At 65.4% G+C, this 13,122-nt stretch carries 12 protein-coding genes and 3 pseudogenes; 2 read left to right on the top strand and 13 right to left on the bottom strand.

All coding sequences use genetic code 11. The features are described 5' to 3' along the window. Positions 1-133: pseudogene (locus RIN79_RS21140) on the top strand (ATPase); the annotation flags it as partial. A 252-nt stretch (positions 134-385) separates the two neighbouring features. On the opposite strand, the gene RIN79_RS21135 reads toward RIN79_RS21140, so the two are convergent. The 10 genes and pseudogenes from RIN79_RS21135 to RIN79_RS21090 form a co-directional block, all read right to left on the bottom strand. Next, on the bottom strand, positions 386-2,125 hold the full coding sequence (locus tag RIN79_RS21135) for a DUF3363 domain-containing protein (protein ID WP_309086683.1): 1,740 nt from the start codon (positions 2,123-2,125) through the stop codon (positions 386-388). A gap of 238 nt (positions 2,126-2,363) precedes the next feature. Then, positions 2,364-3,434 (bottom strand): lytic transglycosylase domain-containing protein, encoded by a 1,071-nt coding sequence (locus tag RIN79_RS21130; protein ID WP_309086682.1) that lies wholly within the window; start codon positions 3,432-3,434, stop codon positions 2,364-2,366. A 4-nt stretch (positions 3,435-3,438) separates the two neighbouring features. Next, positions 3,439-3,765 carry a DUF736 domain-containing protein gene (locus RIN79_RS21125; protein ID WP_309086681.1) on the bottom strand — a complete coding sequence of 109 codons (327 nt, stop codon included), beginning with the start codon at positions 3,763-3,765 and terminating at the stop codon, positions 3,439-3,441. Between the two features lie 5 nt (positions 3,766-3,770). Continuing rightward, positions 3,771-4,373 carry a S26 family signal peptidase gene (locus RIN79_RS21120; protein WP_309086680.1) on the bottom strand — a complete coding sequence of 201 codons (603 nt, stop codon included), beginning with the start codon at positions 4,371-4,373 and terminating at the stop codon, positions 3,771-3,773. After that, complete coding sequence (locus RIN79_RS21115; protein ID WP_309086679.1) at positions 4,370-4,882, bottom strand: DUF2840 domain-containing protein; 513 nt, start codon at positions 4,880-4,882, stop codon at positions 4,370-4,372. Before RIN79_RS21115 ends, RIN79_RS21120 begins: the two co-directional genes overlap by 4 nt. A gap of 286 nt (positions 4,883-5,168) precedes the next feature. After that, positions 5,169-6,055: pseudogene (locus RIN79_RS21110) on the bottom strand (replication initiator protein A). A 14-nt stretch (positions 6,056-6,069) separates the two neighbouring features. Next, positions 6,070-6,360, bottom strand: coding sequence for a helix-turn-helix domain-containing protein (locus tag RIN79_RS21105; RefSeq protein ID WP_309086678.1), 291 nt, complete (start codon positions 6,358-6,360; stop codon positions 6,070-6,072). 120 nt (positions 6,361-6,480) lie between these two features. After that, entirely contained in the window at positions 6,481-6,957 is a 477-nt protein-coding gene (locus RIN79_RS21100; RefSeq protein WP_309086676.1) for a DUF2285 domain-containing protein, read from the bottom strand. Between the two features lie 106 nt (positions 6,958-7,063). Beyond that, complete coding sequence (locus RIN79_RS21095) at positions 7,064-7,276, bottom strand: transcriptional regulator domain-containing protein (protein WP_309086675.1); 213 nt, start codon at positions 7,274-7,276, stop codon at positions 7,064-7,066. Between the two features lie 114 nt (positions 7,277-7,390). Beyond that, the gene (locus RIN79_RS21090; RefSeq protein ID WP_309086674.1) at positions 7,391-7,669 is read right to left on the bottom strand and encodes a DNA -binding domain-containing protein; all 279 of its coding nucleotides are present in this window, start codon (positions 7,667-7,669) and stop codon (positions 7,391-7,393) included. A 124-nt stretch (positions 7,670-7,793) separates the two neighbouring features. Between RIN79_RS21090 and RIN79_RS21085 the strand changes: the two genes are divergently transcribed. Continuing rightward, entirely contained in the window at positions 7,794-8,009 is a 216-nt protein-coding gene (locus RIN79_RS21085) for a helix-turn-helix transcriptional regulator (protein ID WP_309086673.1), read from the top strand. Between the two features lie 167 nt (positions 8,010-8,176). Here the strand turns inward: RIN79_RS21085 and RIN79_RS21080 are convergent, their stop codons facing one another. The 3 genes and pseudogenes from RIN79_RS21080 to RIN79_RS21070 all read right to left on the bottom strand — a co-directional run bounded on the left by RIN79_RS21080 (position 8,177) and on the right by RIN79_RS21070 (position 12,866). Continuing rightward, on the bottom strand, positions 8,177-9,361 hold the full coding sequence (locus tag RIN79_RS21080; protein WP_309086672.1) for a DUF932 domain-containing protein: 1,185 nt from the start codon (positions 9,359-9,361) through the stop codon (positions 8,177-8,179). A 375-nt stretch (positions 9,362-9,736) separates the two neighbouring features. Next, a complete protein-coding gene (locus RIN79_RS21075) occupies positions 9,737-10,048 on the bottom strand; it encodes a DUF736 domain-containing protein (protein ID WP_309086671.1) in 312 nt (103 codons plus the stop codon). A gap of 770 nt (positions 10,049-10,818) precedes the next feature. Then, positions 10,819-12,866: pseudogene (locus RIN79_RS21070) on the bottom strand (ParB N-terminal domain-containing protein). Positions 12,867-13,122: the final 256 nt, after the last annotated feature.

Raw genomic sequence — 13,122 nt, 5'->3', positions numbered from 1 at the left:
GGACGGCAAGACCGTGCTGACCATGCGCCAGCTTCATCCCAGCCGCGAGCGGCGGAAGGCAGTCATTGACTTCGGTGCCGTGGAATACGGGCTGCAGACGCTGGATGGTCTCGCCGCTTGGCTGGATGGTTGAACGCGTCCATTTGAAGGTCGCCGATAGGCCGTGATAGCTCAGTGATCAACTGCTTTGAGGGCCTTTCGGCTTGGGCCGGAACGACCGAAAAAGGGTCGGGTCCCGAACGTCCGCTATGCGCGTGGCCCGCCCAAGAGCCGACAGTCCGGTTACGGCCCCAAAGGCGACCATCCCGCTCAGCAAGTGTGGCTTCCGGACAATGTCGTCTTCGTAAATCAGACCGCCCATGAAACCGACTTTGCTCATCCTAAGTCAGAGACTGAGCCCGCGCTTGCGGCTGAAGGTCCAATCGATACCGCCGTCGGGTCGCGCGATGCCGTTAACCTCTCGCCCGAGGTGCTTCTCCAGCGAGGGCGACCATGGGACAAGGCGGAAGCCGAGACCGTCATCAATCATGGCAAAGCGCCCGGAGGCGAGTCGGAAGCGCTGGCGGTAGACGCCGCCGATGTGTTCGCCTTCCACCGATCTCGTGAACGGGATGCCGGTCTCCTTGGCGAGGCGCTCGGATAATGCCTCGATCTCCCGGTCGCGCAAAGTGGCAAGCAGGTTGCGGGTGAGGATGAGGCGCTGTTCCTCGCGCCGTGCGAGGCCCTCCGCAATCAGGTGTTCTGCGCGCGCGTCGAGCGCTTGGCGGACCTCCCGGCCAAAGCCACCCTCGCCAAGCTCGACCGGGTCACGGGCGGCAAGCTGCCGGTCAAGCCAAGTCGAGCCGCTAGCGTGTATCTGATCTCCGATTGCGAGGTCGGAGCGAACGGCGAGTGCTGCGCGGCTTTTGTCTCGGGCATCTTCGTAGTGGCGGAGCTCGACGATCGAGCCCGGCGCGGAGTCACCTGTCGCCTCCAGGTCAGGAAAACGGAGGTGGTGGACACGCCCATCGACGCCATCGACCACCGCATAGGCCGTTCCGCGCAGCTCGTCGTCGAGGCCGCGCTCGAGGAGCCGCCCGATAACCGGAGCGTCGATCTCTTCGGCGGCGAGAACATAGCCAGATGTTCCTCGGTCGATGCTGTGATCTTTCAGGGCGCGGTGCATCCGCTTGATGATGTCGCCGCGCTCGCCGAGCGACCGGAGCGTCGTCTCGGCCTCGTCAGCCATAACCCACCGTCCGGGCGCAATCTCGGACGCAAGCCCGAGGCTCGCCAACCTGCGCAGGCGCCCCACCTTCAGCGTCAGGAATTCGTCCGGTGGCCGATCCGGGGATGGGGCGGCATCGATGAAACCGTACCGATCGGCATCGCGTACAAGCTGGCGGTCGAGCTGGGTCCATCGCTCGGCGCCGATCTGCCGTTCGATGCTGCGGCGGATCTCATGGTCGGTGCGCGGCCCGAGCGTCTGTGTGAGGATCTCGCTTGCCCTGTCGCGCATGCCCTGGCGGATATAGTGGCGCGCGATAACGAGGTTTTCGCCATCTTCCGCCACGCCGCGCACCAGTATGTGCACATGCGGGTGTTCCGTGTTCCAGTGATCGACGGCAATCCAATCGAGGCGCGTGCCCAGATCGCGCTCCATATCGCGCATCAGTTCGCGGGCGAAATCTTTCAGGTCGCCGAGTTCCTGCGCATCGTCCGGCGAGACGATGAAGCGGAAATGATGCCGGTCGTCCTTGCAGCGGTCCGCGAATGCCTCGTGGTCGGCTTCGTTCGTGTCGGCTCCGAACATCTGCGCCTTCTCGCTGTCGCGGGTGACTCCTTCACGGCGCAGGTATTTGAGGTGAGCAGCGAGCGGGGCGGTTCCCTTGGCCTGGCGCACGACACGGGCCTTGACCACGACCCCGCGCGAGCGGCTGGTGAGCAGACGGTTGGCGCGCAGGCTCGCGGCGCGGCCGCGGCCGAAGGTCGAGGCGCGCGGCGAGACGATGCGGCCCCGGCGCGAGATGTTGCCGCCGGCCCGCTGGGCGGCGGCGAGTGCCTGGGCGACGAAGGGTCTGGCGCGTTGGCCGGCTCGCGAGCGGATGCGGCCGAGACGGACGTTGATGTCATCATCCTTGGTCATCGATGCCGTTTCCGCGAGGTGCATGCTTTCCTTGCATGAGCGGATTTTCTCGCGGCGGCGCACATTATGCTTCCTGTGGGCACATCGCGGAGCGCCCTTGTTGTCCCGCCCTCCAACCGCAGCGCACCTCGCGCCCCTTTATCCTGCCATAGTGCGCCGGTGCCCGCGCCGGCCAGCCGGTTCGCCGCAGATAACGCGACGGAGCAGGCCGGAGTGCGATTGACCGAGGCGAAGGGTGTCATTGCGAAGGATCGGAGGATCGCTGCACGAACAGGCCGCTGAATGCCGAATTCTCGGCAGTGCCAGAGCGATGCGGCAGCATGTTCATCGCTGGCGTGAACGCAGTCACGTCGCTGACCGGGGCGGTATAGGTCGGTGTTGCCGCGAGCGACCGGACTGATGCAAAGAGCGACTGAGGACGTGTTTTGCGCGTGCTCATCTCCTGCGAACGACCATCCTTATCGCTGCCGCGGTGCTGCGGAAACATCGGCGATCGAAGCGCGTCTGCTCGGTTCATTGGCTGCTCTGCCACCGACAGAAAATGCGCCGCAGCGTCGACAAGTGGGCTCAGCTTCTCCACGTATGCCATCGTCTCGGCGGGAAGAGGACGGCCCGTTGCGCGGTGCTGCTGATATCGCGCCGGACCGGCATTATAGGCCGCAAGGAAGCCTTCCCGCCCGAAGCGGTCGAGCATTTCTCGCACGTAGGCTGCGCCAGCGAGGATGTTGTCGCGCGGCAGGAACGGATCGTCGCCGAGGGCGTGGCGCATGCGCAGCTTGTGCCAGGTGGCCGGCATGATCTGCATCAACCCCATGGCGCCTTTCGGCGAGACCGCGCGCGCATTGCCGCCGCTCTCGACGCGGATGACGGCCTCTATCCAGTGTTCGGGGATCGCAAAGCGGGCGGCAGCTTCGGCGACGAACTCCGACCAGAACGTTGTCGCCTGAGCTGTTGCTGGCTTACTTGGATGCTTGTCACTGGCATGCGCGAAAGCGGCCAGAAAGCTGACGACTAGGCACGCCGCCAGCCCCACGCCCGAACGGCCTATAGTCCGCTGACCGCCATCCCGATGCACCGCCAGCGTGCGGCCGTGCTCACTCCCTTCAAGGGCAAGGCTGCGCCGGCTGGACGGGTTCCCGCAGGCATGCTCAGCAACGCTCTCGTTGCAAGGATGGGAACCGTCCGGCCGCCCTTGACCTTCGCTGCGCTTGGCGGCGGCTGGGAAGGCGATCGGGTCGGAGGGTTTGATCGGCGCTCGATCGATCAGAGGGTTTGCATGGAAGTGGACGCAAGGAAGCAACGACCGCATCGGATTATGTCCGCTCGTCGCGCCGCGATGGCCGGCTCCAATGCAGCGTCCAGACGTCCTCGTCGGAACCGGAGCGGAACAGACTGGCGCGGATTGGGTGGCCGAAGGACGGATCGTCGATGGCAACGGAAAGATACGTGCCGGCCTTCTCGCCTGTGCGTTCCCATGCGGCGCCGATCTCGATGCCGTCGCAGAACACACGATGATCGGGCGCATTCTCGGCGCCGGAAGTTTCGGCTGGGAGGATGGCGAGCTTCGCGCCCAGGGTGAGCGTGCGCATGTTGCCGAAGAAGCCGTCGGGCGTGCGCTTGAACGTGCCGATCTGTGGCATGGCATTCATTCCTTCTGCTGATTGGGGATGGTTGAAGGGAAGGGGGACTGCTCGGCCGCCCGCTCGCTGGAAAGCCGGTGGGCGCGTGCGGCGGTCGTGTCGCCGAAGGTCCAGACAGGGACGGCACGAGCAACGATCGAGGCGGCCGGAAGCGGCCCGAAATATCGCCCGTCCAAGCTGTCGGCCGCATCCCGGTTCATGACGAACACCTCGCCGTCAGCGAGCACGCGGCAGCCCTGCCAAAACGGCAGCTTACGGCCATGACGATCGCGTTGTTGTGCCTGTCCATGGGCGACGCCGTCGACGGTGATATGGTCGCCGACGCGGCAGACGGTGGCGCCTGGAAAAGCGAGGACGCGCTTCAGGAGCGGGACGCCCGGGGGAAGGTGGCCGCGCCCCGTGAGAAACCGTGCAAGTGCTTCGGGCGGCGTGATGAGAACGATCTCGCCGACGGCGATCTCGCTGGCAGGCTCCGCGCGATAGAGGCCGATTGGAAGGCTCGCCGATGCGTTCCAGATCAGCCTTGGCCGGTGTTCGATCCACGCCAGGACGCTCATCAACGCTATGCTGCCAAGCATCCCGGCCATGACCAGTTGCCGCCTGCTCATGGTGCAATCCGACGGCGCAGGAGCCAGGCTTCATGGCGCTGGCGGGTATAGGGACGCGGCGTCTCACGGGCAGCAAGGCGGCTGTGGACATGCCGCCAGTAGTCAGGCGAGACGTCGGCGGGATCGATGTCGAGCGCCTCGATTTGATCGATGACCTTCAGCACTCGTTCGACATTCGGCCAGCCTTTTGCCGTCAGCAGAATTTCGGCGCCGGGCCGCAAATAGGCGACGGTGGAGCATCGCTTTCCTGGCGAGGCGGCACGCAGGATATCAAGGCGCGAGGCAATGGTGCCGTAGTCGTTGGCCGCCCAGCGAACGAAGGCGAAGACGCTGCCTGGCGCGAAGGAAAAGACGCGCCGGCTGCGGTCGATGATCCGCTTTTCGGCGGCCTTTCCGAAGCGGATATAGTTTTCGATCCGCTTCTTCAGCCAGACCAGCTCCACATGCGTGAGGTCGTCGCGTTCCGAAGCCGTCGGTCTGCCGTGGCGACCTTGGTCCTGCTGTTTCATGGTGCTGCTCCGATGCCGGGAAACGGGAGACCGGACAGCGGGACGCAGGGGAGATCGAGCCGGCTTCGAGGTGTTACCAGCGCTGCTGCTCGGCAACCCTGTCCACATGGGGCCGAAAGTGTCCGGTGCGTTAGAAGGAATCCGAAGGATTCCAGGTTAGTAATGTTAGAAGAGCGGCAAATTATACCGTCATTAAAGCAGCTTAGGGGCTGTCCCGGTTCCCGATGGTACGGGAATCGGGTTCCTGATCGTACGGGAGCGGCGGTTCCCGATCGTACGGGTGTACTCACAGCTCTTCCCTCGGAGATAATCCGTGGCTGCTCCGGCCGCGCCGCCGTTTCCTTGTGGATGCTGTGTCGGCCGCAGCGGGTTGGAAGGAGAGCCGGCGGCTCCCGTCCGGATCGCTGGCGAGCGCCAGGCTGTAACCGGGCAGCGGTTGCCGGCGAACGATGTCGCGCAGCTCAAGGTGAACCGTTTGAAGGGCGAGAGGCTACCGGACTTGAGATGCAGGTGGCGGAGATCGAAGCTCCACCCATGCGCCTGGTGGCCGCCGTGCTTGCGCACGAGCCGGTAGAGCCAGCGCTCGAGGCCGCCCGTCAGCCTGAAATAGGCCCGGTCGATGGTGAGAATGAGCGTGTCGTCGAGAACGCCGGCATAGAACCAGTCCGGCACAATGAGCTCGATCCCCAGCGGCCGCCCGCCTCGGTCCAGGCGTTCCTTCCATTCGTTGATCCAGGAGAAGCGGTGCCGCCGCCGCTCTGCCGGCTGGCGGATTGAGGTTGCGACGGTGGTGGACTGCAAGCGATCAAGCGCTGCTTTCAGCCTGCCATAGGCGAGCGCGGAATCGCCGCGGCCGAGAAAGGTGAGAATTTCGTACGGGGTGGCGGTCATCAGGCGGGAGGTGCGCAAGCCCTTGTCGCGCGCATCGACGATTTGGCTGGCCGCCCAGATGAGGATATCGGCATCCCAGATCGTCGCCATGCCAAATTCGGCGGTGGCTTCGACGCGGATGGAAATCTCGCCCATGCGGAAGTCGATTGGTGTGGTGCGCCGCGATTTGGCGAGCGAGAAGAACGGCCATGCCATGAGATCTTGGGAATCGCGCGGCGCGATTTCGCCCGTGCGGGCGCGGAACGGCATGAGCGGCTCCTGATCGATAGCAATGTGCTGCATCGCCTCAACCCGTCTCAAGATTGCCGCGGGCGGCCACCGCTGTATGCCGGCGCGCGGGCAGCGTGCGGCTTGGCGGGCGGCAAGGTGGCCGCATTGGCATCGCTGGTCGATGAGCGGGCGCCCATCTCAATCCAGGCTTTCAGATCGTCGATGCTGTAGAGCACGCGGCCGCCGACCTTGGAGTAGCGCGGGCCGGTGCCGTAGGTGCGGTGCTTCTCCAGCGTGCGCGGGCAGAGGCCGACGACGCGGGCTGCCTCCTTTGTCGTGAGATATTTTGGGTGCGCGTCCGCGGGACCCTTCGACATTTTCGCACTCCTTACCGGTTTTTGATGCCGTCCTGGCCTGCCGGGACGCGCGGCAAGGACGATGCGTGAGGGAGGCGAATGCGGAGGAGGGCAAAGATGGAGGGGTGTGTTTTTGCTCCCTCAGGAGCGGTCGATGCGACGGCGGCTATGTGGGTAGGTGAGGAGGTCGCGATAGCCGCCGGCGACGAGGCGGTCGGCCCGGCGCAGGATCGCCCGCACCTTGTGGCGCAGGTGATGGTCGCGCCAGTCGCGCGGATCGATGGGGTCCCGCGACAGGAGTGTTTCGGCGATCTGACGGTGCGTGGCGCCGCTCTGCCGGGCGTCGAGCGTGCGCAAATTGAGCATATGTCTGTGTTTTGTCTGCTGCGGCAGCGCTCCGTATGGTGGGCCTGTCCGCCGGCCCTTCAGCGCCCGCCAGAACCTGCGGGCGGCGTCGAGCCTCGCCTCGAAGGTCTCGTCGAGCGGAAGAACGATCGCGTTGACCGCAGCATCGACATCTCGATCTGCAAGTAGGCGGTGCGGCCCGTCAGCCGCCGGCCACACGATATGGCTCTCGTCACCATGGGAATGGATTCGGACGCCAGGAAGTTCGTTCACCGGGATAGGCGGAAGCCCACTGGAGCGGTTGGGCAGCCTTGTCGCCCTCAGGACACGCGGGAGGGCCTCTTCGGTCCAGACGATGTCTGAAGGTGAGGGGGCCCCCCTACGGCCCGCGCGGAAATCGCAGCCCCCATTTTGCGACGAAAGCAGGCGCGGCGATCAATTCGCCCGTGACGGCCTCCGGGTCAGCCGAAAGAGCGTGGCACTCGGCAAGGAAGGCTCGATTGCGCAGCAGGTATTCGGCGGCGAACTCCGCGGCCTCGTACCCGCGCATATGCTCGTAGTTTGCCGGATCGGTCCAGTCACCAGCCGGCATGGCGTCCGCCCTCGTGCCCGCTTGCCTTGCGCGTATCAGGTTGCAGACCCGCCGCCTGTTGAGGAGCTGGAATCTCGGCAAACCGGTTTGTTGAATCGGCACAACGCGCAGGCCTCAATGGGGGGCGCCACCCGCCAGCAGGTACTTGTAGCCGTGGGTCACCATCCAGCGGGCGCGGGCGAGGTGGCTTTCCCAGGCCCGGTATGCCCGTTCCGGCTCCTTCCCGGGATCGATGTGCAGGACGATCTTCGCCACCTCGCGCCAGTCTGCATCCTCCTCGGCGGCATCGAGCAGCCGGAGATAGGTGAGCAGCCGCTCTTCATCGTAGCCGGTCAGGATCGGCGCGTCGGGTGCGACATCCGCCACATTGGGGTCGAGTAAAGGCGCACGCATGCCAGGGCTCGTCCGTTTTTTGCATTGCGCGTGGGCGCATTTCACTTGCGTCACGCCAACCCTTATAGCGAATAGGAACTATCGTTCCTAGAACGATCATTCCCATTCTGATCTCCATCGCGCCATGGACCTTAAGGAGGTCATGGCGATCAACATGCGTCGGATTCGCAATGACCTAGAACTGACGCAGGAGGAATTGGCCGCTCGTGCCGGATTGAGCATGCGCTATGTCGGCTCGATCGAACGCGCGCGGGTTTCGGCGAGCGTCACTGTCCTCGGGCGGATCGCCGAAGCGCTCCAGATTGACCCCTGCGTTCTTATTACGCCGCAAAAGCGGTAGCCAATCCCTTCTAATCTTCGTTTGGAAAAGTGGTTCCTATGAGTGAAATTGCCTTCCGCGAGCCGCGCACAGCGGCGAGCGCCCTTTGTGGCCGCCGCGTTAGCCCGTGTGAATCTTCTCCAAAAGGTACGCCGCGCGGCCGGTGATCCGCCGCGCGGCTTTGCTGCTCAAGCGGCGCGCTCCAGCAAGGCCTTTGCCTTTCCCTCAAGTTCAAGCCGGCTGTCCTGATGCGTCCGGCTGCGGGCACAGGCGGTGATGCCCTGCACGAAATCAAAGATGCTTTCGGGTGGGCGTCCTTCCTCATGCAAAACCGTTTCGATGATCCTGCCCGTATCGCTCTTGGAAAAGCCGCGCTTGCGCAGGAAGTTTTCCCGGTCCTCGTCGTTGCGGGCGACGATCCGCTCGCGCGCCGCCTTGATGCCGGCCACGAAAGGCGCCGGTGAGGATGTGGCGAAGCGCGCCAAGGCAGGGGCCGCCTCATGGGCGAAGCGCTGGGCGGCGAATTTTGAGTGCCGGATTGTGATCTCCTCGAAGCCTTCCACGCCCCAGAGGTTGCGGTTCATGCAGACGGCGCGCAGGTAGAAGCTGGCAATGCCGAGCGTCTTCGAACCCACCTCCGAATTCCAGCAATAGAAGCCGCGGAAATAAAGGTCCGGCTCGCCATCCGGCAGGCGTCCCGCCTCGATCGGGTGCGTGTCGTCCACCAGGAACAAGAACACATCGCGGTCGCTCGCATAAAGCGTGGTGGTGTCCTTCGTGATGTCCACAAAAGGATTGTGGCGCATGGTCTGCCAGTCGAGCATGCCGGGCACCTTCCACATCGTGTCACCGGTGCCGTTGCCGGCGATCTTCATCACGGCGGCGACAAGCTCGTGGTCCCAGATGCGGCCATAATCCGGGCCTGTGACGGCGCGAAGCTCAACGCGTCCATCCTCCGCCTCCAGCGTCTTCATGAGCTCGGCGCGATGGGAAAGCAGGCCGTGTTGCAGGTTTATGCCGGCCAGCGCCGCGGGGAGCTGCCGCATATAGGCCGCGGGCGCGCCAACAAGGCTGCACAATTGGCCGAAACTCCAATGGGTTGGCGCAAGGGGTTGATCCTGTCCGGGAACCTGCAAGGACAGCCGCTCCGGATTTTCCCGGCTGGCCTCCACGCGAACGGCGCGGCTCTCCACGGTGCGCACATTGGCGCGGTCCGCCCGCTGCTTCACCGCGTCGTAAAGATCGGAAAGCGAAAGAAAGCGCTCATCGTCCGACCGCGAAAACCATTCCGAGGCAACGCGGCTGATCCGCGTCCCGCGCGAGACATCGACGCGGTAACCGGCCGTTTCAGGGGTGTTCGTCATCATGTTCATTGGTCTTCTCCTTTCATGACTGGGCTGCAAGCGCAGCGCTGCGCTGCAGCCCTGCCCGTCGGCGAGACCGGGGGTGCAAGGGGCAAGGACGGCCGGAGCGGAGGGGGATCACCCACCCGGAGGGCCGAGCGGCAGGCGCGGGTCTGGACGAGCTGATGACGTTTGGATCTCGGGATAGGGGCGAGGAAGACTGGGGAGGCCGCTTCGGCCGAGCGGCAGCGGGCCTTGCGCCGCGCCGGGGGCGGAGCCCCAAGCAAGGCAGTGCCACCTTGGTGGCTGTTCCTGTCTTTTCGGTGGCCGATGGCCTTGGTAGAAGGCGGGCATGAGCGTGAAAAAGCCCCGTCGCGGGCGACGGGGCTTCGTCTTCAAGCGATGCTACTCGGCGGCGCGGCGGGACCAGATCAGCGCGAACTCGCCTTCGTTCTCGGTCTCCACCAGGCTGGCGTAGATCGGGGCGGCGAAGCTCGGATCGTCGAGCTTGACGGCGTGGTAGTCGCGGCCCTCGCGCGAGGTCTTCTTCCAGGCGGCGCCGAACTCGGTGGCGCCGGCGAAGATGCGGTAGTCCGGGCCTTTCTCGTTCTCGCTTTCGGCCGGCAGGAACTCGACCGCCTTGACGTTGAGGTTGAGGGTCTTGACCGAGCCGCGGAAGCCCTTGGGGGTGCGCAGGAAAGTGCCGATGGTTGCCATTGTCGTGTCTCCTTCTGCTGATCGGGCCGCGCCCATCGCGGCCTCGATGGGGGTCTTTCGACCGGAGACGATCGGCCCTGCACCCGCAGGGCGAAGCGCGAGCGCCCGACGGCCGCCAACGGTCTTTTTTGTTCTCGCGATGCAAAGCGCGGAACGCGCGGCGGAAAAAAGCCGGCGGCGGGCGTTGCAGGAAGGCGATCGAGGCGGAGCCGTTCTCCGGTCAGACCCGACCCATTCGAGGCCGCGTCGGGTGCTGCCGGATCGTCAGGCAGAAGGAGACACGACGATGGCTGCTGCACCGGTTTCCGGGCTCCAGGAGTCTGCAGCCGGGTTGGGCATGACCTGTCAGCTGGCACGATGCGCGTGGGCTTTGGCTGCCGGCCCGGAGAGACCGCAAAGGGTGAGGGCGGTTGCGCCTTCGCTCCTCGCCACCAGTCTTGCCGCCGGATCGAAGTGGCTAAGCCCTGGAACGCGCCGCATCACTTTGCCAAGTGAGGCGAACCGGACTTTTCAGCTGACACCAGTGGCAAGCGTGATGCAGGCGAGGACGAGGGCTGCTCGCTTCCTGGCCTTCATCCGCCCGGTGGACACGGCGGATGATGAAGCTCGCCCGCGACGGGGCGGCTTCCGGCGAAATGCCCGCTGCCCTTCAACATGAATTGGGACGTTGCGCCCCTTCGTGAAATACAAAACCGGCCGCGCGTCTGACGCGCGGCCGAAAATTTTCTGATCGAAGGGTTGCCGGAGCCGCCTGCGGCTCCGGCGGCGGCTTACTCAGCCGCGACGTCGAAAGCCCCGCCTTCCGCAGACTGGCTTTCCTCAAGGCAAGGTGCGGGATCGAGGTCTTTGGTCTCTGCTGCGGCTTCCGAGGCCACCTGATCGAGGTCCGGTGTCCGCAGGAGGGGAGGAAGCCAGCCCGTCCCTGCAAGAAGGGTCTCGGCTGCCTCCGCCATCGGCTGCTTCTTCAATCCGGCAAGCCGTGCCGCCGCTTCATCGCCGACGGCTTCCCGCACAGTGGCCAGAATGTGCGCCTTGGTGACGCGACCAAAATAGTTGCGCGCGGTTGCCGCCCAATGCTCGGACACGTCGAGGCGAAGCCGCGCCGCCAGCCTGTCCGCCGTCTCCCGTGCTTGCGGCTTGCGCTCCCATGGCAGCTTCACGGCATTGACCGTCAGAGCGGCGCAGTGGGCGAAGAGCGCCAGAAGGCTGGTCTGGTCGAGAGAGGCGACGAAATCCCATAGGCTCGCCACGTCGCGCGGCATGTCCGCCGCCCATCCCGCGTGACGGTCCGCCAGCGCCTTCGCCGCCGCCGTGTCGGCGATGCCGTCGGCATGGTTCGCCAGAGGGGCGCTGTTCGGGCGGATTTCGAGGCAATGGGCTTCTGCGCCATGATAGAAGGTCTGCGCGGCGAGCGCGTGCGTGACGGCGATCAGCGCCACGTCCGGCTGTTGACCGACGGCGAGGCGGAGGCCAAGCGTGCGGTGCGCCGTCAGATCGCGCACGAGCAGGTCGGAAAGCGGCCTTTCCTCCAATTCCGCTTCGTCTTCGCTGTCGGAGTCCGGATCGAGATCGGTCCCGGCGACCTCGCCATCGCTTGACGCATCGTCGCAATCCTCGCCACCCGCCGTTGCGGGCGGCTCGTCCTCGGCGCGAATGAAGCCGCGTTCGATCCGTGGCGCGCCTTCATAGGACAGCACGACATAGATGCCGCCCCGGGCGATCTCATCGGCATCGAAGGCATAGCGTTTTGCATCGAGACGCTTGATTTCGGCCTCGATCTCGCCCAACCGTTCCTCGACATCCTGCGGAAGCGCGTCCGCGCCGTCCCATTCCTCGGCCAGCCGGTCGTATTCCTCGCGCGCTGCCATGCAGGCCGCTTCGTCTTCCGGCGACAGGTCCACCGGTTTCGGATAGGTGCGGCGCAGGCCATGGGCGTGCGGATAGTCGATGTGCACGTCCGCCCATTTCCAGCCTTCGCTCTCGCGCACATCATCGGCGATCCGCTGCAGCTTCTCGATCACCAGCCGGTCGAGCAGGGCGGCATCCTCGAAGTAGCCACCGCGATCTTCGCTGAACAGGTCGCGGATGATCACGCCGCCCGCCTCCGTATAAGCCTCCGGGCCGATGAAGATGGCGCGGCGGTCACTCGCCGGCACGTGCGTGCGGGTGAGTTCGCGGCGGATGACCCAGGGATCGCGGTTGTAGGAGAGGTTTTCGTAAACCTGCTCCTGCCGGGCGTGGTCGTCGGTGATGGCGAAGGCCATCAGCTGGTCCAGCGTCAAGCCATCCTCGCGATAGACCTGCATCAGGCGGGGCGAGACCGCGCCGAGGCGAAGGCGCTGCCGCACCACGTGCGGCGTGACGCCGAAGCGGGCGGCGATTTCCTCAGGCCCCAGCCGCGCTCCTCGTGCAGCCTGCGGAAGGCCTCGAACTGGTCGGCGGGGTGCATCGCCTCGCGCGTGACGTTCTCGTCGAGGCTGATCTCGTGCGGATCGTTGTGCGTGTCGAGAACGCAGCGAACCGGCTCGGTCTTCCTGATCTGCTTTCCCTTGGCGCGCAGCAGCTGCGCCAGCCGCCGGCCTTCGCCCACCGTGACAAAATAGAACCCGGTCGCGCAGCCGCTCGCGTCAAGCTCCGGCTCCACCACCAGATTTTGCAGCATTCCCTTGGCCTCGATGCTCGCCGCCAGCGCTTCGATCGTCGCCGCGCTGTGCGGCGTCTTCCGCGCATTGCGCGGCGATTTCTTGAGCTTGTTCAGCGGCACGAAAATTTCCGTTCCGCTCTCGCTCGCCGTTTCGGTTCTCACAATCGCATTCATGATCTTCTCCTTTTGGTCAGGGCTGCAGCGCAGCGCTGCGCTGCGGCCCTGCCCGTCGGCGAGACCGGGGTAGCAAGGGCAAGGACGGCCGGGGCGGAGGGGGATCGCCCGGGCTGCACAAGCGGCGGCACCCGCTTGTGTGCGTGCCGGAATGTCGGCGCGCGGAAGGCCGGGGAGACCGCCCCGGCCGGGGGGGGGGCGCCGGGGCGCCGCCCTGCCCCCCCGCGCGGGGGGGCGGGGGGCGGGGGGGGTTGGG

This window comes from Chelativorans sp. (genome assembly GCF_031180965.1).
Lineage (GTDB): Bacteria > Pseudomonadota > Alphaproteobacteria > Rhizobiales > Rhizobiaceae > Chelativorans.
This window is presented reverse-complemented; position numbering and strand designations above follow the sequence as displayed.